The sequence below is a fragment of the Micromonospora nigra genome, assembly GCF_900091585.1.
Lineage (GTDB): Bacteria > Actinomycetota > Actinomycetes > Mycobacteriales > Micromonosporaceae > Micromonospora > Micromonospora nigra.
This window is the reverse complement of record NZ_FMHT01000003.1, coordinates 1,528,212-1,547,862: the sequence shown is the minus strand read 5'-3', so window position 1 is coordinate 1,547,862 and position 19,651 is coordinate 1,528,212. Positions and strand designations below refer to the sequence as shown.

General features: G+C 72.0%; 20 protein-coding genes. 15 read left to right on the top strand and 5 right to left on the bottom strand.

Going from position 1 to position 19,651, the window contains the following annotated elements:
• Window positions 1-4: 4 nt before the first annotated feature.
• The 8 genes from GA0070616_RS06255 (at window position 5) to GA0070616_RS06220 (ending at window position 7,697) form a co-directional block, all read left to right on the top strand.
• On the top strand, window positions 5-541 hold the full coding sequence (locus tag GA0070616_RS06255) for a DUF4240 domain-containing protein (RefSeq protein ID WP_091077735.1): 537 nt from the start codon (window positions 5-7) through the stop codon (window positions 539-541).
• Between the two features lie 92 nt (window positions 542-633).
• Window positions 634-2,511 (top strand): translation elongation factor 4, encoded by a 1,878-nt coding sequence (gene lepA, locus GA0070616_RS06250; protein WP_091077731.1) that lies wholly within the window; start codon window positions 634-636, stop codon window positions 2,509-2,511.
• 144 nt (window positions 2,512-2,655) lie between these two features.
• Window positions 2,656-2,943 carry a GlsB/YeaQ/YmgE family stress response membrane protein gene (locus GA0070616_RS06245; protein WP_091090027.1) on the top strand — a complete coding sequence of 96 codons (288 nt, stop codon included), beginning with the start codon at window positions 2,656-2,658 and terminating at the stop codon, window positions 2,941-2,943.
• A gap of 315 nt (window positions 2,944-3,258) precedes the next feature.
• Window positions 3,259-3,543, top strand: coding sequence for a GlsB/YeaQ/YmgE family stress response membrane protein (locus GA0070616_RS06240; protein WP_091077727.1), 285 nt, complete (start codon window positions 3,259-3,261; stop codon window positions 3,541-3,543).
• A gap of 210 nt (window positions 3,544-3,753) precedes the next feature.
• A complete protein-coding gene (locus tag GA0070616_RS06235; RefSeq protein WP_091077724.1) occupies window positions 3,754-5,040 on the top strand; it encodes a sugar ABC transporter substrate-binding protein in 1,287 nt (428 codons plus the stop codon).
• The gene (locus GA0070616_RS06230) at window positions 5,037-6,023 is read left to right on the top strand and encodes a carbohydrate ABC transporter permease (protein WP_091077721.1); all 987 of its coding nucleotides are present in this window, start codon (window positions 5,037-5,039) and stop codon (window positions 6,021-6,023) included. Before GA0070616_RS06235 ends, GA0070616_RS06230 begins: the two co-directional genes overlap by 4 nt.
• A gap of 107 nt (window positions 6,024-6,130) precedes the next feature.
• Window positions 6,131-6,931, top strand: coding sequence for a carbohydrate ABC transporter permease (locus tag GA0070616_RS06225; RefSeq protein ID WP_091090023.1), 801 nt, complete (start codon window positions 6,131-6,133; stop codon window positions 6,929-6,931).
• 118 nt (window positions 6,932-7,049) lie between these two features.
• Window positions 7,050-7,697: an MOSC domain-containing protein gene (locus GA0070616_RS06220; RefSeq protein WP_091077719.1), complete on the top strand. Its 648-nt coding sequence runs from the start codon at window positions 7,050-7,052 to the stop codon at window positions 7,695-7,697.
• A 68-nt stretch (window positions 7,698-7,765) separates the two neighbouring features.
• On the opposite strand, the gene GA0070616_RS06215 is transcribed toward GA0070616_RS06220, so the two are convergent.
• The 3 genes from GA0070616_RS06215 to GA0070616_RS06205 form a co-directional block, all read right to left on the bottom strand.
• On the bottom strand, window positions 7,766-8,668 hold the full coding sequence (locus GA0070616_RS06215) for a phytanoyl-CoA dioxygenase family protein (protein WP_091077716.1): 903 nt from the start codon (window positions 8,666-8,668) through the stop codon (window positions 7,766-7,768).
• A 220-nt stretch (window positions 8,669-8,888) separates the two neighbouring features.
• The gene (locus GA0070616_RS06210) at window positions 8,889-9,845 is read right to left on the bottom strand and encodes a hypothetical protein (protein WP_091077713.1); all 957 of its coding nucleotides are present in this window, start codon (window positions 9,843-9,845) and stop codon (window positions 8,889-8,891) included.
• 131 nt (window positions 9,846-9,976) lie between these two features.
• On the bottom strand, window positions 9,977-10,768 hold the full coding sequence (locus GA0070616_RS06205) for an enoyl-CoA hydratase family protein (protein ID WP_091077709.1): 792 nt from the start codon (window positions 10,766-10,768) through the stop codon (window positions 9,977-9,979).
• A gap of 20 nt (window positions 10,769-10,788) precedes the next feature.
• On the opposite strand from GA0070616_RS06205, the gene hemW reads away from it, so the two are divergent.
• Window positions 10,789-12,012, top strand: coding sequence for a radical SAM family heme chaperone HemW (hemW, locus tag GA0070616_RS06200; RefSeq protein WP_091077706.1), 1,224 nt, complete (start codon window positions 10,789-10,791; stop codon window positions 12,010-12,012).
• Window positions 12,013-12,054: 42 nt separating this feature from the next.
• On the opposite strand, the gene GA0070616_RS06195 is transcribed toward hemW, so the two are convergent.
• Window positions 12,055-12,651, bottom strand: coding sequence for a DUF4870 domain-containing protein (locus GA0070616_RS06195; RefSeq protein WP_091077702.1), 597 nt, complete (start codon window positions 12,649-12,651; stop codon window positions 12,055-12,057).
• Window positions 12,652-12,874: 223 nt separating this feature from the next.
• Between GA0070616_RS06195 and hrcA the strand changes: the two genes are divergently transcribed.
• The 3 genes from hrcA to GA0070616_RS06180 all read left to right on the top strand — a co-directional run bounded on the left by hrcA (window position 12,875) and on the right by GA0070616_RS06180 (window position 15,853).
• Window positions 12,875-13,897 (top strand): heat-inducible transcriptional repressor HrcA, encoded by a 1,023-nt coding sequence (gene hrcA, locus GA0070616_RS06190; protein ID WP_091077697.1) that lies wholly within the window; start codon window positions 12,875-12,877, stop codon window positions 13,895-13,897.
• Between the two features lie 74 nt (window positions 13,898-13,971).
• On the top strand, window positions 13,972-15,117 hold the full coding sequence (gene dnaJ / locus GA0070616_RS06185) for a molecular chaperone DnaJ (protein WP_091077693.1): 1,146 nt from the start codon (window positions 13,972-13,974) through the stop codon (window positions 15,115-15,117).
• A gap of 1 nt (window position 15,118) precedes the next feature.
• The gene (locus tag GA0070616_RS06180) at window positions 15,119-15,853 is read left to right on the top strand and encodes a 16S rRNA (uracil(1498)-N(3))-methyltransferase (protein ID WP_091077690.1); all 735 of its coding nucleotides are present in this window, start codon (window positions 15,119-15,121) and stop codon (window positions 15,851-15,853) included.
• Window positions 15,854-15,872: 19 nt separating this feature from the next.
• Here the strand turns inward: GA0070616_RS06180 and GA0070616_RS06175 are convergent, their stop codons facing one another.
• Window positions 15,873-16,634, bottom strand: coding sequence for an SDR family NAD(P)-dependent oxidoreductase (locus GA0070616_RS06175; RefSeq protein ID WP_091077687.1), 762 nt, complete (start codon window positions 16,632-16,634; stop codon window positions 15,873-15,875).
• A 68-nt stretch (window positions 16,635-16,702) separates the two neighbouring features.
• Here GA0070616_RS06175 and GA0070616_RS06170 point away from each other — a divergent pair, with 68 nt between their 5' ends.
• The 3 genes from GA0070616_RS06170 (at window position 16,703) to GA0070616_RS06160 (ending at window position 19,640) form a co-directional block, all read left to right on the top strand.
• Window positions 16,703-17,062: a histidine triad nucleotide-binding protein gene (locus tag GA0070616_RS06170; protein ID WP_091077682.1), complete on the top strand. Its 360-nt coding sequence runs from the start codon at window positions 16,703-16,705 to the stop codon at window positions 17,060-17,062.
• Between the two features lie 23 nt (window positions 17,063-17,085).
• On the top strand, window positions 17,086-18,432 hold the full coding sequence (locus GA0070616_RS06165) for a serine hydrolase domain-containing protein (protein WP_091090019.1): 1,347 nt from the start codon (window positions 17,086-17,088) through the stop codon (window positions 18,430-18,432).
• A 149-nt stretch (window positions 18,433-18,581) separates the two neighbouring features.
• Complete coding sequence (locus tag GA0070616_RS06160; RefSeq protein WP_091077679.1) at window positions 18,582-19,640, top strand: PhoH family protein; 1,059 nt, start codon at window positions 18,582-18,584, stop codon at window positions 19,638-19,640.
• Window positions 19,641-19,651 lie beyond the last annotated feature (11 nt).

Sequence of the window (19,651 nt, the reverse complement as noted above, 5' to 3'; positions counted from 1 at the left end):
GGCCATGAGGACCGACGACTTCTGGCAGCTGATCGACCGGGCCCGCGCCGGGGGCGGGGGAGAACCGGGTGCGGTCGCCGCCCGGACGGTCGCCCTCCTCGCCGAGCGCGACCCGGAGGAGATCGTCGGGTACGCCCGCCACCAGGCCCGGGTGCTGTCCGCCTCGCACACGGCCGACCTGTGGGGTGCGGCTTACCTGGTCAACGGTGGGGTCTCCGACGACGGCTTCCACCAGTTCCGGGGCTGGCTGATGACCCAGGGCCGGGCCGTCTTCGCCCGTGCCGTCGCCGACCCGGACTCGCTGGCCGAGCTGCCGCAGGTCCGGGCCGCCTCGCTGACCGGCGAGGAGTGCGCGAGCGAGGAGATGCTGACCGTGCCCTGGGACGCCCACCGCAGGGCCACCGCAGCCGAGCTGCCGGTGGACCGCATGTCGGCGACGATGCCCGACCTGGCGGACCTGTGGGACGTCGACGACCCCGACGAGGCCCGACGGCGGCTGCCGAAGCTCGCCGCTCTGTTCGTCGAGCCGCCCGTGGAGTGAGGCCGGGCCGGGAGCCCGGTGGCGGCGTGGGAGCATAGAGGGGGCCGGCGGTACGCCGGCCCGCTCACGTCAGCCGACCAGAACGGACCGCTGTGCCACCGACGCTCGATTCCGGCGCGAACGCTCCTGGTGCCACCGACCCGGCGCGTATCAGGAACTTCTGCATCATCGCCCACATCGACCACGGGAAGTCGACCCTGGCCGACCGGATGTTGCAGCTCACCGGCGTGGTCGATCCCCGGCTGATGCGTGCGCAGTACCTCGACCGGATGGACATCGAGCGCGAGCGCGGCATCACCATCAAGAGCCAGGCCGTCCGGATGCCGTGGGTCATCCGGGAGGGTGACCGGGTCGGCGAGACGGCCGTGCTCAACATGATCGACACTCCCGGGCACGTCGACTTCACCTACGAGGTGTCCCGGTCGCTGGCGGCCTGCGAGGGGGCGATCCTGCTGGTCGACGCCGCCCAGGGCATCGAGGCGCAGACCCTGGCGAACCTCTACCTGGCACTCGAGAACGACCTGCACATCATCCCGGTCCTCAACAAGATCGACTTGCCGGCCGCGCAGCCGGAGAAGTACGCCGAGGAGCTGGCCCACCTGATCGGTGGCGACCCGGCGGACTGCATCAGGGTCTCCGGCAAGACCGGCGAGGGTGTGCCGTACCTGCTCGACGAGATCGTCCGGCAGTTCGTCCCGCCGGTCGGCGACGCCGACGCCCCCGCCCGCGCAATGATCTTCGACTCGGTGTACGACGTCTACCGGGGCGTGGTCACCTACGTCCGGGTGGTCGACGGGCGGATCAGTGCCCGGGACCGGATCAAGATGATGTCCACCGGCGCGGTGCACGAGCTGTTGGAGATCGGGGTCATCTCCCCCGAGATGGTCAAGGCCGACGCCCTCGGCGTCGGTGAGGTCGGCTACCTGATCACCGGCGTGAAGGACGTCCGCCAGTCCCGGGTGGGTGACACGGTCACCATCAACGGGCGGCCGGCCGGCGAGGCGCTCGGCGGCTACAAGGATCCGAAGCCGATGGTCTACTCCGGCCTGTATCCGATCGACGGCTCCGACTACCCGGCCCTGCGGGACGCCCTCGACAAGCTCAAGCTCAACGACGCCGCGCTGACCTACGAGCCGGAGACCTCCGGCGCCCTGGGGTTCGGCTTCCGCTGCGGCTTCCTCGGCCTGCTGCACCTGGAGATCATCGGGGAGCGGCTGGAGCGGGAGTTCAACCTCGACCTCATCTCCACCGCGCCGAACGTGGTCTACCGGGCCATCCAGGAGGACGGCGTGGAGATCACGGTCACCAACCCCAGCGAGTACCCGACCGGCAAGATCGCCGAGGTGTACGAGCCGACCGTGCGCGCCACCGTACTGACCCCCAACGACTACGTCGGCGCGGTGATGGAGCTGTGCCAGGGCCGGCGGGGCAGCCTGCTCGGCATGGACTACCTCTCCGCCGACCGGGTGGAACTGCGGTACACCCTGCCCCTGGCTGAGATCATCTTCGACTTCTTCGACCAGTTGAAGAGCCGCACCAAGGGCTACGCCTCGCTGGACTACGAGCCTTCGGGTGAGCAGGCGTCCGAACTGGTCAAGGTCGACATCCTGTTGCACGGCGAGCCCGTCGACGCGTTCAGCGCCATCGTGCACAAGGACAAGGCGTACAACTACGGCACCACGATCGCCGCGAAGCTGCGTAACCTCATCCCGCGCCAGCAGTTCGAGGTGCCGATCCAGGCGGCCATCGGCAGCCGGGTCATCGCCCGGGAGACCATCCGCGCCATCCGCAAGGACGTGCTCGCCAAGTGCTACGGCGGCGACATCAGCCGTAAGCGCAAGCTGCTGGAGAAGCAGAAGGAGGGCAAGAAGCGGATGAAGATGGTGGGCCGGGTGGAGGTCCCGCAGGAGGCCTTCATCGCCGCGCTGTCCTCCGACGCCGGCGACGGTAAGGCTTCGGGCAAGAAGTAGCGCGGGTGGCACCCCGGTTGCGGTGGGTGCATTGACGGACGACAGCGTGATCGACGCCGCGCGGTTTGGGGTTTCGGCAACCCGGGAAGTCGACGGTGCCAACCGGAAAGCCGCCGGGTGGCAATTTCTCGAGGGAGAGTGATCATGGAGCTCACCGTGTGGGGCATCCTCACCGCGCTCGCCGTCGGTCTGATCGTCGGTGCGCTGGGCCGCCTGGTCGTGCCGGGCCGCCAGAACATGCCGCTCTGGCTGCACATGCTCATCGGTGTGGGGGCCGCGCTGCTGGGCACGGTGCTGGCCCGGGCGATGGGCATCGCCACCGTGACCGGCGGTGTCGACTGGGCCGAACTGGCGGTGCAGGTGGTGCTCGCCGCGATCGCCGTCGCGCTGGTGGCCGGCGTGGGACGTCGGCGCAGCATCACCCACCGGTAGCTCCGATCCCGACTCCTGACGACGGGCCCCCGACCGGAAGGTCGGGGGCCCGTCTCGTCGTGCGTGCGGCTGTGGGCGCTGGCGTGGGTGTGGGCGCTGGCGTGCGGGGTGCTGGTGAGCGGGTGGGGGCGTGCGAGTGCTGCCGTGCGGTGCGGGCGGTACGGCGCGGGGTGGGCCGTGTCCGGTTGTGGGTCGGTTGGGGAATTCGGGCTGGCGAAGCCGGTTTGGATTTTCGGAGGGTCGGGCACTACAGGGTCACTAGAGCAACACCACCGAATGTGGTTACAGATTCTTTATCTATCAAGGAGGGTTACCGTGGAGCTGACCGTGTGGGGCATCATCACTGCACTCATCGTTGGTCTGATCGTCGGTGCGCTGGCCCGCCTGGTCGTACCGGGCCGTCAGAACATGCCGATCTGGCTGCACATGCTCATCGGTGTCGGCGCCGCTCTGCTCGGTACCGTCATCGCCCGGGCCAGCGGCTTCGCCGAGACCTCCGGTATCGACTGGCGCGAGCTGATGCTGCAGGTCCTGCTGGCCGCCGTCGCGGTCGCGCTGGTGGCTGGTGTGGGTCGTCGCCGCGGCGTCACCCACCGGTAACCACTGAAGCTCGAAAGCGCCCGGCCCTCGTGGGGCCGGGCGCTTTCGTCTGCGTACGACCCTTTCGTCAGGGTCCTCCGGCCGGGCGGTTCAGCCCTCTGCTGGGATACGGTCGCCTCGCCCCGGCACCGGCCCTGTCGTAAAGGAATTTTTCGTACTAGGGTGCCGCAGGGAAGGTAAGTGCCAACGACGGCGCGAGGGAGTTGTGGCGTGAACAGGTGGAAGCGGCTGACCCCGGTCACCGCCGTCGTGGCCTCGGCCGCGATGGTGCTGTCCGGCTGCGGTGGCTCGGGCGACGAGGCGGCTGACAACAGCAAGCTGACGGTCTGGATGATGGGCGAGGGCAGCGAGGCCCAGACCGCCTTCCTCGACGGCGTCGAGGCCGAGTTCCGGCAGAAGCACCCGGATACCGACGTGGTGGTGCAGTACGTCCCGTGGCTCGAGGCGCCCAAGAAGTTCCAGGCCGCGCTCGCGGGCGGCGAAGGGCCCGACATCACCGAGTTGGGCAACACCGAGACCCAGGGCTGGGCCGCCCAGGAAGCCCTGGCCGACGTCACCGACCGGCTCGACGGCTGGGCCGACGGCAAGGACATCCTTCCCGACCTCGTCCGCAACGCCCAGCTCGACGGCCGGCAGTACGGCGTCCCGTGGTACGCGGGCGTGCGGGCCATGTTCTACCGCGCCGACTGGTTCGCCGAGGCCGGCGTCCAGCCGCCGACCAACTGGGCCGAGCTGGTCTCGGTGGCCAAGGCGGTGCAGGCCAAGAAGCCGGGCACCTACGGCATCGCCCTGCCCGGCAACTCCGAGCTGCCCTTCTACTCCTTCCTCTGGGGCGCCGGCGGGGAGATCGCCACCAAGGAGGGGGACGCCTGGAAGTCCGGCTACACCTCGCCGCAGGCGCGGCAGGCGGTCACCTACTGGACCGAGCTGGTCACCGTGCACAAGGTGGCCCCGCCCGCCGCCGCCGGCTGGAACGAGATCGACGCGCGGACCCAGTTCGCGACCGGAAAGGCGGCCATGGCCTTCGCCGGCAGCTGGCAGCAGGCCGCGATCAAGAAGGACAATCCCGAGATCGAGAAGGTGTGGGGCACCTTCCCGATCCCCGGCCCGAACGGCCAGCCGGCCCCGGCCTTCGCCGGCGGTTCCGACCTCGCCCTGTGGCGCGACAGCAAGCGGCAGGACCTCGCCTGGGACTACCTCACGGTGCTGCTGAACAAGAAGAACGCCCAGACCTTCGCCGACAGCCTCGGCTTCTTCCCGGTCTACTCCGACCTGGTCAGCGGCGGCAGCTACGCCGACGACAAGATCATGGCCGCGTTCGCCACCACGCTGAAGAGCACCAAACTCACCCCGCTCACCCCCAACTGGGTCGAGGTCAGCCGGAACAAGACGGTGACCCAGGCGATGAACAGTTCGGTCATGAAGGGTCAGAAGACGGTCGACCAGGCCACGGCTGACGCGGCCGCGGAGATGGAAAGCATCCTCAACGCCAAGTGAGCACCCTGACCGAGGCGCCACAGACGTCCGCCGCGCGGGAGACCCCCGTGCGGCGGCGTCGTCGCGTCGACCGCCTGCCGTACCTCCTGCTGTTGCCCTGCCTCCTGGTGATCGGCGTCCTGCTGCTCTGGCCCCTCGGCCAGGTGGTGGTGATGTCGTTCCACCGGCTCGACAACGTCCGCCAACTGCGTGGCGACCGCGAGTGGCCGTGGGTGGGCCTCGGCAACTACGCCCAGATCCTGGCCGACCCCTTCTTCCACACGGTGTTGCGCAACACGGTGTTGTTCGCCGCCGCCAACGTGGCGCTGACCATGGTGCTCGGCACGATGGTCGGACTGCTGCTCAACCGGCTCGGCAGCAGGATGGCCACGTTCGTGGCGAGTTGCGTGATGCTCGCCTGGGCCACACCCGCGCTCACCGGCACGATCGTCTGGAAGTGGATCTTCGACGACACCAGTGGGCTGGTCACCTGGCTGTTCAACGCGCTGCCCGACGGGCTGTCGCAGGGCCTGTTCGGGCGCAGCGACTGGACCGGCTACGGCTGGTTCAACTCGCCGCTGATGTTCTTCGCCATCCTCACCCTGGTGGTGGTGTGGCACTCGTTCCCGTTCATCGCGGTCAGCGTCCTCGCCGGCCTCAAGAGCGTCCCGAGTGAGTTGCACGAGGCCGCCCGGGTCGACGGGGCCGGCCCGTGGAAGGTGTTCTGGAAGATCACGTTCCCGCTGCTGCGCCCCGTGTTCGGGATCCTGGTCGTGCTCAGCACGATCTGGGACTTCAAGGTCTTCACCCAGCAGTTCGTGCTCGCCGGTGGCACCCAGGACCGGCCCACGTTCATGCTCTCCATCTACTCGTACGCCGAGGCGTTCTCACCCCCGCCCAAGTACGGCCTCGGCGCCGCGATCGCGGTGATCCTCACCCTGATCCTGCTGGCGGTGACCGGGATGTACGTCCGCATGGTGCTCAGGCAGGAGGAGGACGCGTGACTCCGCAGGCGACGGCGCACCCCGCGCCGGCAGCAGGCCCACCCCGGCGTACGCCCGGACGCCCCGCCGGTCGCCGTGCGCGCCGGTGGGCGCTCAACGGCGCGGGCCTGCTCGTGGCGTTCTTCGCGGCCTTCCCCGTCTACTGGATGATCGCCACCTCGCTGAAGCCGAGCCGGGAGATCTTCTCCAGTACGCCCCGGCCGGTGCCCACCGAACCGACCCTGGAGCACTACCGGGAGATCCTCACCGGAAACCTGATCCCCGGCGTGACCTTCGGTGACTTCTTCCTCAACAGCGTGCTGGTCGCCGGGAGCACCGTGCTGCTCAGCGGCCTCGTCGCGCTGTTGGCCGCCACGGCCGTCGCCCGGTTCCGGTTCACGCTGCGGACCAGCTTCCTGATCATGCTGCTGATCGTGCAGATGATCCCGCTGGAGGCGCTGGTCATCCCGCTGTTCCTGATGATCCAGCGGCTCGGGCTCTACAACACGCTGCCCAGTCTCGTCCTCACCTACCTCGGCTTCTCGCTGCCCTTCGCGGTGTGGATGCTGCGAGGCTTCGTCGCCGCGGTGCCGAAGGAGTTGGAGGAGGCCGCCGCCATCGACGGGGCGAACCGGGCGCAGATCTTCCGCCGGATCCTCTTTCCGCTGGTGGCGCCGGGCCTGGTGGCGACGAGCATCTTCTCGTTCATCACCGCCTGGAACGAGCTGATCTTCGCCCTGACCTTCATCAACGACCAGGACAGCTACACCCTGCCGGTGGCGATGACGTTCTTCTTCGGCCGGGACGACACGGCCTGGGGGCCGGTCATGGCCGCCTCCACCCTGTTCACCCTCCCCGTGATCGTGTTCTTCCTGCTCGTGCAGCGCCGGATGGTCTCCGGCCTGGTCGCCGGCGCGGTCAAGGGCTGATCCGCCCCGGTTGTCGCGAGCAGGTTGGAGGGGCGGTCCGGTCGGTGGGGCGATCCGCTCGGCCAGCGCGACGCGACGGCCGTGGAGGCGACCAGCTTCGGCGGGTAGGCTGACGATCATGACGGGTAGGGTGACATCGGTCAATGTAGGCGGCGTTACCGAGGCGGCCTGGGCGGGTGCCGCGAACGGGCGCAGCGGCATCGACAAGCGGCCGGTCGAGGGGCCGGTGTTCCTCCGCACCGACGGGGTGGCCGGCGACTTCATCGGGGAGCCCGCCCACCACGGCGGCCCCGACAAGGCGGTGTACGCCTACGCCGAGGAGGACGCCGCCTGGTGGGCGGCCGAGATCGGCCGCGCCGTCCGCCCCGGCGGGTTCGGCGAGAACCTGACGACGTACGCGGTGGACGTGACCGGTGCGGTGATCGGGGAGCGGTGGGCGATCGGCCCAGTCGTGCTCCAGGTGAGCATGCCGCGTACCCCGTGCACCACGTTCGCCGGCTTCTGGGGCGTACCGGATCTGATCAAGCGGTTCACGGCCCGGGGGACCCCCGGGGCGTACCTGCGGGTACTGCGCGAGGGAGAGGTGAGCGCCGGTGACCCGGTGGAGGTGGTGCACCGGCCCTCGCACGGGGTCACCATCGGCGAGGTGTTCCGGGCCACGAGCCTGGAGCCGGCCCTGCTGCCCCGGCTGCTGGAGGCCGAGGACCTTCCGGAGTGGATCCGGGAGAAGGCCCGCCGCCGCCTGGCCGGAGCGGACAACTCCTGACCGCCGCGGGGCGCTGACGCCGACGGGCCCCCTCCCGCAGGGGAGGAGGCCCGTCCGGGCGCGCGGGGTCAGCGCAGCCAGGGGATGTTGCGGTCGAGCAGACCGCGCTCCTTCAGCTCCTTGCGCAGCGGGATCTGGTCGTCGATGTAGCCGTCCCAGTTGATGCCCCAGTAGTTCGCGGTGTGGGTGCCCTCACCGCAGAGCTGGCGCTGCACCGGGGTCCGGTTGGCCCACCACTCGCCGTCCTTGTCGATGTGCAGCTCGTCCAGCGGGCGGATCCACCGGTACGTGTAGCCGACGAACAGCATCTTGCGGGTGATGGTCGACAGGTTCGTCGACCGGGAGTGCCACTGCCGCCGGTCGAAGATGAACGCGTCACCCGGGTTGGCGGTGATCTCCACCGTGCCCTCCGGGTCCGGGTTGTGCACGGTGGTGTCCGCCGGTCGGGGCAGCGAGTTCCACAGGTGGCTGCCCGGGATCACCTTGGTCGCCCCGCGACCGTTCTCCGACAGGTCGGACAGCACGTAGGCGACCTTCAGCGAGAACATCGGCCGGGGCAGGTTCGGGTCCATCGTCTCCGGGTCGGAGTTCTGCCGGTACCCGTCCTGGTGCCACCCCCAGTACGGCTTCTCCGGCTCCAGCGCCGGCGGGGTGACGTCGAGGTGGTTGTGGTGCGTGTAGATGTTCCACCCCGCCAGGCCCCACATGTAGGGGAAGGCGATCGGGTGGGTCAGCAGGTCGCCGAAGAGCTCGTCACGATCGAGGAAGCCCAGCAGGTGCAGGGTGCCGTCCTTGGTCGTGTTGCCCTTGGCCTTCTCCTCCGCGTAGACGCGGTCGACCGCCGCCTCGAGCGCGGCCCGGTGGTCCTCCGTCAGGACGTTGCGCAGCAGGAGGAAGCCCTGCTCGTGGAACTCCTTGCGGTCGATGTCACTGATCGGTTCGTAACCGGTCCGGTCGCCGTAGTCGAACACCGCGTCGTACCCTCCCCCTGAGGTGAAACCTTTTCTGGCACAGGCCGCTGATCGTAACGCGCGTACGTGAGACCGGGGGACGCGCGTGGAGCGATCCCACGGGCGCGGCGACCGAGGGCGGTGGCGCGGCTACCGAACGTTGCTCAGCGCGCCATCGCTGGGGGATATGAAGGGATTGGCCGGAATGTGCGGTGACTGTAGGTAAGGCGATCGGGGTCGCTCACACGTCGGCGTGGACCTCGGCGAGGACCTGGGTGTCGCCCCGGTCGCTGTCCGGCAGGCGCTTCCAGTCGCCGCGTTTGGCGGTCCACTCCCGGCCGTCATAGACCACCCGCTTCACCCCGTGCGGCTTGGCGTGGGAGACCAGCCAGTGCGCATACCGCCAACCGGCCCGCACGCCTTCGGCGGAGGTCATCAGGCTGCCTTCGGGGCTCCGCTCGAAGTCGTTGACCCCCACCTTCAGCAGGGTCGGGTCGCCGTCGACGTCGGTGCTGAAGTAGCCCCTCCCTGCCGGCTGGTCGTCGCCGGAGGCGAAGGCCGCCACACCCCAGTCGAGCGTGAGACCCCGACCCAGCGCGTCGAGGGCCGCCGCGCCCCGCATCGCCGGATCGCCGCCGAGCGTGCAGGTGACCGCCGTGGTGGCGTGGCCGAGCAGCGCCTGGGTGAGCACCTGCGACTCGTCGGCCCACTTCTCGTACGCCTCGGGGAAGGCCGAGCGCTGGACCTTCTGCGCGGCGTCGGTGACGCGCATCTCCTCCCAGCCGCGCACCTTCTTCAGCGCCGCGTAGAACTTCCTCGTCGCGTACCGGGTGTCGCGGATCTGTTCGGGGGTGCCCCAGCCCTGGCTGGGCCGCTGCTGGAACAGCCCGATCGAGTCGCGGTCGCCGCCGGCCAGGTTGCGCAGCCCCGACTCCTGGTAGGCGGTCGCCAGAGCCACCACGACCGCCCGTTCGGGCATGCCGCGCCGGCTGCCGATCGCCGCGATCGTCGCCGCGTGGGCCATCTGTTCGGCGTTCAGCGACACCTGCCCGTCGTCGGTCTGCACCGTGCAGGCACGGCCGGTCAGCGGTAGCCGTAGCCGGTCACCGACCTGCCGGAGCCCGAGGACGATCCCGACCACGGCGACGAGCACCAGGACCACTCCGCCCGCCACGACTGCCCGAGTCCGCACCCACACCTCCCGTACGACAAGTGCGACAAGAGTACGTCCCCGAACGAGCGGTCCGTGGCCACCCGGACGGTTCGGGCGCTTCCCGCCCCCGCCCCCGGCCAACCCGTTCCCGCTCCCGGTTCCCGGGCGGCGGGCGGTCAGTCGGCGTCGGTGGCGGGCACCCAGCGCGCCGGCCGCTTCTCCCGGAACGCCAACACGCCCTCCCGGCCGTCCTCGGACAGGAAGTAGCCGGTGGACAGCTCGGTCAGCTCGGCGATCTCGGCCCGCAGGTCGGTGGGGGCCGGCCGGCGCAGCAGTTGCTTCGCCCCGGCGAGGGCGCCCGGCGCGCCGCGCACCAGCGAGTCGCAGTACCGGGCGACGGTCGCGTCCAGGTCGGCGGCCGGCACGGCGGTGGTGACCAGGCCGACCTCGGCGGCCCGCCGGCCGTCGAAGGTGTCCCCGGTCAGATACAGCTCCGCCGCGGCGCGCGGGTGCAGGCGGGGCAGCACGGTAGCGGAGATGACCGCCGGGATCACCCCGATCCGCACCTCGGTGAAGGCGAACGTCGCCTCCTGTGCGCAGACCGCCAGGTCGGCCGCCGCGATCAGCCCCAGGCCGCCGGCCCGCGCCGGCCCGGCGACGCGCGCCAGCACCGGCTTGGGGCACTCCCAGACGGCCGCGAGCACGTCGCCCAGCTTCCCGGCAGGCACCGTGCCACTGGCGTACGCGGCGGCCGTCTCCTTCAGATCCGCCCCGGAGCAGAACACCGGGCCGGTGTGGTCGAGCACGATTGCCCGGACCGTGTCGTCGGCGACCGCGGCGGCCAGTCCCGCCAGCAGCTCGGTCATCAGCGGGGTGGAGAGCGCGTTGCGGTTGTGCGGGCTGTCGAGGGTGAGGGTCGTCACCCCGCGGGTCGTGGCGACCCGCACGAGCGCGTCGGGAGAGGTCATGTGAGGGCACACTAGTGCGCATGCCCGGCGTCCTTCCAGCAGGCGAACCCGTCCCCGTCGACGGGTCGCTGCCCGCCGCCGCCACCCGCGCGGTGGGCGCCAGCGGCTTCGGGGTGTACGTGCACGTGCCGTTCTGCGCCAGCCGGTGCGGCTACTGCGACTTCAACACCTACACGGCGGCGGAACTGGGCGGCGGGGCGAGCCGGGAGACGTACGCCGACACCGTGCTGGCCGAGCTGACGCTGGCCGCCCGGGTCCTGGGCGACACCCCGCCGTCGCGGGTCGACACGGTCTTCGTGGGCGGCGGCACGCCCACCCTGCTGCCGCCGGACGACCTGGCCCGGATCCTCGACGGGATCGACCGCGTCTGGGGGTTGGCGGCCGACGTCGAGGTGACCACCGAGGCCAACCCCGAATCGGTCGGCCCGGCGACCTTGAAGGAGCTGCGGTCGGCCGGCTACACCCGGATCTCGCTGGGCATGCAGTCCGCCGCGTCCGGGGTCCTGGCGGTCCTCGACCGCACGCACCGGCCCGGCCGGGCCGTCGAGGCCGCCGTGGAGGCCCGGGAGGCCGGATTCGACCACGTCAACCTGGATCTGATCTACGGCACGCCGGGGGAGCGCGCGGAGGACTTCGCCGCCTCCCTCGACCAGGTGGTCGCCGCCGGGGCGGACCATGTCAGCGCGTACGCCCTGATCGTCGAGGACGGCACCCGGCTGGCCGCGCGGATGCGGCGCGGCGAGCTGCCGTACCCCTCCGACGACGTGGCGGCGGACCGTTACCTGGCCGCGGAGGCCGCCCTCGGCGCGGCCGGGTTCTCCTGGTACGAGGTGTCGAACTGGGCGCGCTCGGGGGCGGCCCGCTGCCGCCACAACCTGCTGTACTGGACCGGCGCCGACTGGTGGGGCCTCGGCCCGGGGGCACACAGCCACGTCGGCGGGGTGCGCTGGTGGAACGTCAAGCACCCCACGGCGTACGCGAAGCGCCTGGCCGATGGTCGGTCACCCGGCCTCGCCCGGGAGGTGCTGACGCCCGACGAGGCGTACACGGAGGACGTGATGCTGCGGCTGCGGCTCGCCGACGGGCTGCCGCTGGCCGCCCTGGACGACGCCGGTCGGGCCGCCGCCGCGCGGGCCGTGGCGGACGGGCTGCTGGCTGCGCCCGCGCACGCGGCCGGGCGGGCCGTCCTGACGCTGCGCGGCCGGCTGCTCGCCGACGCCGTGGTCCGCGACCTGCTGCCGTGAGCCACCCGGCCGGCCGCGGGGAGAGCGGCCGGCCCGGAGGCGTCAGCGCTTCACGAACGCGTAGCTCATCGGGTAGCCGTAGAGCACGCCCTCGATCGCCTTCACGCCGCCGATGATCCCGAAGATCACCGGAATGATCCAGACGATCATCGGTACGAAGAACAGCAGCCCGCAGGTGATGGCGGTGAGCACCCAGCTCAGCACTCCGACGATCGCCCAGGTGAGCTGGAAGTTCAACGCGGCGACCGCGTGCGCCCGCGCCGTCGGCGACTGCTGTCCCCTGGTCATCATGGCGATCAGCGGCGCGACCCAGCCGAGCAGGCCACCGCCGACGATCACCCCGGCGGCTCCGCCGAAGTGCGCGATCAGCGCCCAGGTCTTGTCGTCGTTGTTCTGGTAGCCGGAGGGCGCCGGACCGTAGCCGCCGCCGGGCGGGTAGCCGCCCGGCGGGGGATAGCCCCCGGGCGGTGGGTATCCGGCCGACGGCGGCTGGTCGCCGGTGGGCGGTGGGTAACCGCCGGGCGGCGGATAGCCACCGGGCGGGGGATAGCCGGCCGGGTCCGCCCCGCCGGACAGTGGTGCGGTGGGTTCGTCGGGGCTGGACCCGGGGGGCCCGGGCGGGCGAGGTGGTTCAGTCATGGAGGTCACGGTAGGTGCCGGGGGCAACGGCGCACCAGAGCGACACCGACCGGGATGTGCTGGACGATCGGTTCGGGCACGTGCCGGACCGGACCGACGGTCCGAGGTTGATCATCGCTTTGGCGGCTCCGCCGACGTAGACTGGCACTCGTTACAGTCGAGTGCCAGGATCCCGGCGGGGCCCGCCTCCGCCGGGCATCGACCTGCGACAGGAGGTGGGGGAGTGGGTCTCGACGACCGCAAGCTCGCCGTGCTCCGCGCGATCGTCGAAGACTACGTCGCCACGCAGGAGCCGGTCGGCAGCCGTGCCCTGGTGGAGCGCCACCAGCTCGGCGTGTCACCCGCGACGGTCCGCAACGACATGGCCGTGCTGGAGGAGGAGGGCTACATCCGCCAGCCGCACACCAGCGCCGGTCGGGTGCCCACCGACCTCGGCTACCGGCTCTTCGTCGACCGGTTGTCCCGGGTCAAGCCACTCAGCCCCGCCGAGCGGCGGGCCATCGAGCGGTTCCTGGCCGGCGCGGTCGACCTCGACGACGTGGTGTACCGCACCGTGCGGCTGCTGGCGCAGCTCACCCGGCAGGTGGCGGTGGTGCAGTATCCGAGCCTGGCCCGTTCCACGGTGCGACACCTGGAGCTGGTGCCGCTGTCCACCACCCGGCTGATGCTGGTGATGATCGCCGACACGGGCCGGGTCGAGCAGCGGCTGGTCGAGCTGCCCGCGCCGACCCCCGCCGACGACGTCACCGACCTGCGCCGGCTGGTCAACGACAAGCTGGTGGGCACCCGCCTGTCGGACACCCCGCCGCTGGTCCAGGCGCTGGTGGAGGAGTCCGCCCCACACCTGCGCCCGGCGATGACCACGCTCTCCACGGTGCTGTTGGAGACCCTGGTCGAGCGGCACGAGGAGCGCATCGCCCTGGCCGGCACGGCCAACCTCACCCGCAACGGTCTGCTCGACTTCGAAGGCACGCTGCGCCCGATCCTCGAAGCCCTCGAGGAGGAGGTCGTGCTGCTCAAGCTGATCGGCGAGGTGGAGCCCAGCACGCTGCGCGTACGGATCGGCGACGAGAACGAGATCGACAATCTGCGTGCCGCCTCGGTGGTCAGCACCGGCTACGGCCCGGGTGCCACCATCGTGGGGGGCCTGGGGGTGCTGGGGCCGACCCGGATGGACTACCCCGGCACCATCGCCACGGTGCGGGCCGTGGCACGCTACGTGGGCGAGCTGCTGGCCCAGAACTGACCAGTCAGGGCCGACGGCCGGCTCCGGCCGCCGACCGGCGCAACGCGAGACGAACATGAGGACACGGGAACGCAGTGGCCAGGGACTACTACGGCATCCTCGGCGTGAGCCGGGAGGCCTCCGACGACGAGATCAAGCGCGCCTACCGCAAGCTGGCGCGGAAGTTCCACCCGGACGTGAATCCGGACCCGGAGGCACAGGAGAAGTTCAAGGACATCAACGCCGCGTACGAGGTCCTCTCGGACGACCGTAAGCGCCAGATCGTCGACCTGGGCGGCGACCCGCTCGCCCCGGGCGGCGGGGGCGCCGGTGGGCCGGGAGGTCCCGGCGGGGCCGGCCCGTTCGTGGGCTTCCAGGACATCATGGACGCCTTCTTCGGCGGCGCGGCCGGTGGCGCTCGGGGTCCGCGCCCGCGTACCCGGCCGGGTGCGGACGCGATCCTGCGGCTGGAACTCGACCTGCACGAGACCGCGTTCGGCGTCGAGGCCCCGATCACCGTCGACACGGCGGTGCTCTGCACGACCTGTTCCGGGGCGGGCACCGCCGCCGGCACCCACCTGGCCACCTGCGAGGCGTGCGGGGGCCGGGGCGAGGTGCAGTCGGTGCAGCGCACCTTCCTCGGCCAGGTGGTCTCGGCCCGGCCCTGCACGGTCTGTCAGGGCTACGGCACCACGATCCCGCAGCCCTGCCCGACCTGCGCGGGCGACGGCCGGGTCCGCACCCGCCGCTCGCTGACCGTCAAGATCCCCGCCGGGGTCGAGGACGGCATGCGGATCCGCCTCGCCCAGCAGGGTGAGGTCGGCCCGGGCGGCGGCACGGCCGGCGACCTGTACGTGGAGATCCACGAGCGACCGCACGACGTCTACTCCCGCAAGGGCGACGACCTGCACTGCCGGGTCACCGTGCCGATGACGGCGGCGGCGTTGGGCACCCGGCTGACCATCAAGACCCTCGACAGCGAGGAGACGGTCGACGTGAAGCCCGGCACCCAGCCCGGCAGCACGCTGCGGCTGCGGGCCCGGGGCGTGCCGCACCTGCGCGGCACCGGCCGGGGCGACCTCTACGTGCACCTCGACGTGCGCACGCCGACCAAGCTGGACGCCGAGCAGGAACGCGTCCTGCGGGACTTCGCCAAGACCCGGGGCGAGGAGGTCGCCGAGCTGACCAAGCAGGGCGGCTTCTTCTCCCGGATGCGCGACGCCTTCAACGGCCACGCCTGAGGTGTCCGCCCCACTGTTCCTGGTCGAGGCGCTGCCCACCGGCGACTCGCTGACCCTCGACGGCCCCGAGGGGCACCACGCCGCGACCGTGCAGCGCCTGCGGGTGGGCGAGGAACTGCTGCTCACCGACGGTCGCGGCGGCACGGCCACCGCCGTGGTCACCGCCGTCGGCCGGGGCACCCTCGACCTCGACGTCACCTCCCGGGGGTACGCCGACGCCGCGAACCCCCGGCTGGTCGTCGTGCAGGGCATCGCCAAGGGCGACCGGGGCGACCTGGCCGTGCAGGCGATGACCGAGGTCGGCGTGGACGAGATCGTGCCCTGGGCGGCGTCCCGTTGCGTGGTGCAGTGGCGTGGCGACCGGGGCGGGCGGGCCCGGCAGAAGTGGGTCGCCACCGCTCGGGAGGCGGCGAAGCAGGCCCGCCGGCCCTGGCTGCCGGTCGTCGCCGGTTCGCCGGACGAGTCCACCGCGACGGTGGCCCGCCGGGTCGCCGGGGCCGCCGCCGCGTACGTGCTGCACGAGGACGCCACCGACCGGCTGACCACCGCCGACCTGCCCGACAGCGGGGAGGTCGTGCTGGTGGTCGGCCCCGAGGGCGGCATCACCGACGCGGAGGTGGGGGTCCTCGCCGGGGCCGGGGCGCGTCCCGTCCGCCTGGGCCCGTCGGTGCTGCGCACCTCCACGGCGGGGGTGGCCGCGTTGAGCGTGCTGTCCACCCGGCTCGGCCGCTGGTGACGCCCACCCGCGAGCCGGCTCAGCTGCGCAGGTAGGACGCCCCGTTCAGGTCGACGATGGTGCCCGAGGCCCACTGCGCCTGCGGGCTGGCCAGCCAGTGCACGGCGGCGGCGATCTCCTCCGGACGGGCGACCCGACCGAACGGGCTCTGCGCCCGTACCGCGTCGCCGCGCGGCGACTTGAGGTGCTCGTTGGTCATGTCCGTCTCCACGAAGCCGGGCGCGACCGTGGCGACCGCGATGCCGTACGGCGCCAGCGCCACCGCCAGGGACTGACCCATCGCGTTCAGTCCCGCCTTGCTCGCCCCGTACGCCGGGTTGCTCGGCTCGCCCCGGAAGGCGCCCCGCGAGGAGACGTTGACGATGCGCCCGCCCCGCCCCCGCATGTGCTGCGCCGCGCACCACGAGGCGTTGGCCGCCCCGAACAGGTTCGTGTCGAGGACCTCCCGCCAGCGCTGCCGCCACTGCTCGTAGGAGGTCTCGAAGACCGGGTGGGGCGGGTCGGCGGGCCCGAACACCCCGGCGTTGTTGACCAGCACGTCCAGCCCACCGAGCCGCTCGGCGGCCAGGTCCACCATCGCCCGCACCGCCTCCGGGTCGGCCAGGTCCGCGCGGACCACCACGTGCCCGTCGCCGGGCAGTTCCGCCCGCAGCCGCTCGGCCAGCTCCGCCGAGTCGCGGTGGTGGATCGCCACCCGGTCGCCGCCCGCCGCGAACACCCCGGCCACCGCGCGCCCGATGCCGCGCGAGGCCCCCGTCACCAGTACCGCCCGTGAAGTCACGCGGCCATCATGCCGGCACCCCGACGGGCCTGTCCGCCCGCCCCCGGTCCGGCGCTTACCATGCCCGGATGGGAACCGACTGCCTGTTCTGCCGCATCGTCGCCGGGGAGATTCCGGCCACCGTGGTCCGCGAGACCCCCACCACCCTCGCCTTCCGCGACATCGACCCCAAGGCGCCGGTGCACGTGCTGGTCATCCCCAAGGAGCACTACGCCGACGTGGCCACGCTCGGCCAGGGCGACCCGGCGTTGGCCGGCGAACTGCTCGCCACGGCCGCCGCCGTGGCCGAGGACGAGGGCCTGCTCGGTGACGGCTACCGGCTGATGTTCAACACCGGCGCGTACGGCGGCCAGGAGGTCTTCCACGTGCACGCGCACGTTCTCGGCGGCACCCCCCTCGGCCCGATGCTGGCCCGGGGCGTGGCGTGACGGTGACCGACCGGCTGGACCGGATGGTCCGCCGGGTCCAGGCCGACGCCCGGATCCCGGCGCTGGCCGCGGCCCTGCACCGGGCCGACCGGCCAGCGTGGGGATGCGCGGTCGGCGACTCGGGTGCCGGCACGCCGCTCGGGCCGGACTCCCGGTTCCGCATCGGCTCGGTGACCAAGACGTTCACCGCCGTGCTGACCCTCCAGTGCCGCGACGACGGCCTGCTCGACCTCGACGACCCGGTCGGCCGTCACCTGGACCTGCCCGCACACGGCGAGGCGACCGTGCGGCGGTTGCTCTCGCACACCGCCGGCCTGCAACGGGAGCCGGACGGCGACGTGTGGGACACCCTGCGCGCGCCGGACGCGCAGGCGTTGGTGGCCGACCTGGCCCGGGCCGAACGGGTCCTGCCACCGGGACGGCGCTTCCACTACTCGAACCTCGGCCTGGCCCTGCTCGGCCGGCTGGTCGGCGAACTGCGCGGCGGCACGTGGGCCGAGGTGCTCGCCGACCGGGTGTTGACGCCGCTCGGGCTGGCCGCCACGACCGTGGCGCCCGGCCCCACCGCCGTCACCGGGTACCTGGTCGACGCGTACTCCGACGAGGCCCGGCCGGAGCCGCCGGCCGACTTCGGTGCGGTGGGTCCGGCGGCCCAGCTCTGGAGCACGGCCGCCGACATGGCCCGCTGGGCGGCCTTCCTGGCGGACCCGGCGGCGCTGGACCCGGCCGGGGCGGTGCTCGCCCCGGCCACCCTCGACGAGATGCGCTGGCCGGCCACCGTCACCGACGAGACGCTCTGGTCGGCCGGGTTCGGCCTCGGCCTGATCCTGGTCCCGCAGGGCGAGCGGGTCGTGCACGTGGGGCACGACGGCGCGATGCCCGGCTTCCTGGCCGCCGTGTACGGCCGGCGGGGCGGCGAGGGCACCCCGGGGGCGATGGGCGCCGCCGTCCTGGGCTCCTCCGGCACGGCCGCCGAACTGTTCGACCTGCCGCACCGGCTGCTGGCCGCCGCCGTCGAGCACGACCCGGCCGACGTCGTGCCGTGGCGGCCCGGCCCGCCCGCCCCGGCGGAGGTGCGCGGCCTGCTCGGCCGCTGGTGGGGGGAGGGCTTCGAGTACGTCTTCTCCTGGCACGACGGGGCGCTGCGGGCGCGGGGCGCCGGCGACCCGGCGGGCAAACCGCCCGCCGTGTTCGCGCCGGTGCCCGGTCGCCCCGACGTCTACCGGACGGTCTCCGGCCGGGAGGTGGGGGAGCTGCTGCGGCTGACCCGCGACGGCACGGGCCGGGTGGTGCGGATGCACTGGGCGACCTACCGGTTCACCCGGGCGCAGGAGACGTTCGACGGGTACGACTTCCGCGTCGGGGACTGACCGCGACGGGCGGAGAATGGGCGCGGTGCCGGTGCGGGTGAACGGATACCATGGAGGTCGACGTCCGCACGCCGGGCCAGCAGGCCGTACCGCCCGCCGACCCGCGCCGAGATCGAGAGCAGGTGGCGCAGGGCCCCACGGCCCGACCTATGACCGGCACCCCACCTCCCGGCCCGCCCCGGGTGCAGACCAGGATCACGGTCCCCGACCCCAAGATCATGGTGAACCTGCTCGGCGCGGGTGACGAGATCCTGCGATTGGTCGAGCGCTCGGTGTCCAGCGACGTGCACGTGCGGGGCAACGAGATCACCATCACCGGCACCCCCGCCGACAACGCCCTCGCCGAGCGGCTGTTCAGCGAACTCCTCGAACTCATCGAGAAAGGCGAGACCCTGACCACAGACGCGGTCCGGCGTACCGTCGGCATGCTCGAGCAGGGCGGCGCCGAGCGGCCCGCCGAGGTGCTGACGCTCAACATCCTCTCGCGGCGCGGTCGCACGATCCGCCCCAAGACGCTCGGACAGAAGCGTTACGTCGACGCGATCGACGTGCACACCGTCGTCTTCGGCATCGGGCCCGCCGGCACGGGCAAGACGTACCTGGCCATGGCGAAGGCCGTGCAGGCGTTGCAGGCCAAGCAGGTCAACCGGATCATCCTCACCCGGCCGGCGGTCGAGGCGGGCGAGCGGCTCGGCTTCCTGCCCGGCACGCTGAACGAGAAGATCGATCCCTACCTGCGCCCGCTGTACGACGCGCTGCACGACATGCTCGACCCGGAGACGATCCCGAAGCTGATGGCCGCGGGCACGATCGAGGTCGCCCCGCTGGCGTACATGCGGGGAAGAACCCTGAATGAGGCGTTCATCATCCTCGACGAGGCGCAGAACACCACGCCCGAGCAGATGAAGATGTTCCTGACCCGGCTCGGCTTCGGTTCCAAGATCGTGGTCACGGGTGACGTCACCCAGGTGGACCTTCCCGGCGGGACGACCAGCGGACTGCGGGTCGTCCGGGAGATCCTGGGCAACGTCGAGGACGTGCACTTCGCCGAGCTCTCCAGCTCGGACGTGGTGCGCCACCGGCTGGTCGGGGAGATCGTCGACGCGTACGCCCGCTGGGATGCCGAGCGGGAGAACCAGCAGGCCCAGGGCGTGCACGCCGTGCCCGGGCGTTCCGCCCAGGGCGGCCGGTCCGGCCGGCGCCGCTAGCCAGAGGAACG

What these genes read in the sequence shown, in the direction of transcription:
- GA0070616_RS06195 (WP_091077702.1), bottom strand. Translation starts at nt 12,651, where the DNA reads ATGACTGAACCACCTCGCCCGCCCGGGCCCCCCGGGTCCAGCCCCGAC.
- GA0070616_RS06160 (WP_091077679.1), top strand. Translation starts at nt 18,582, where the DNA reads ATGACCGGCACCCCACCTCCCGGCCCGCCCCGGGTGCAGACCAGGATC.
- GA0070616_RS06165 (WP_091090019.1), top strand. Translation starts at nt 17,086, where the DNA reads ATGGTCCGCCGGGTCCAGGCCGACGCCCGGATCCCGGCGCTGGCCGCG.
- GA0070616_RS06220 (WP_091077719.1), top strand. Translation starts at nt 7,050, where the DNA reads ATGACGGGTAGGGTGACATCGGTCAATGTAGGCGGCGTTACCGAGGCG.
- GA0070616_RS06205 (WP_091077709.1), bottom strand. Translation starts at nt 10,768, where the DNA reads ATGACCTCTCCCGACGCGCTCGTGCGGGTCGCCACGACCCGCGGGGTG.
- GA0070616_RS06170 (WP_091077682.1), top strand. Translation starts at nt 16,703, where the DNA reads ATGGGAACCGACTGCCTGTTCTGCCGCATCGTCGCCGGGGAGATTCCG.
- GA0070616_RS06245 (WP_091090027.1), top strand. Translation starts at nt 2,656, where the DNA reads ATGGAGCTCACCGTGTGGGGCATCCTCACCGCGCTCGCCGTCGGTCTG.
- GA0070616_RS06255 (WP_091077735.1), top strand. Translation starts at nt 5, where the DNA reads ATGAGGACCGACGACTTCTGGCAGCTGATCGACCGGGCCCGCGCCGGG.
- hemW (WP_091077706.1), top strand. Translation starts at nt 10,789, where the DNA reads ATGCCCGGCGTCCTTCCAGCAGGCGAACCCGTCCCCGTCGACGGGTCG.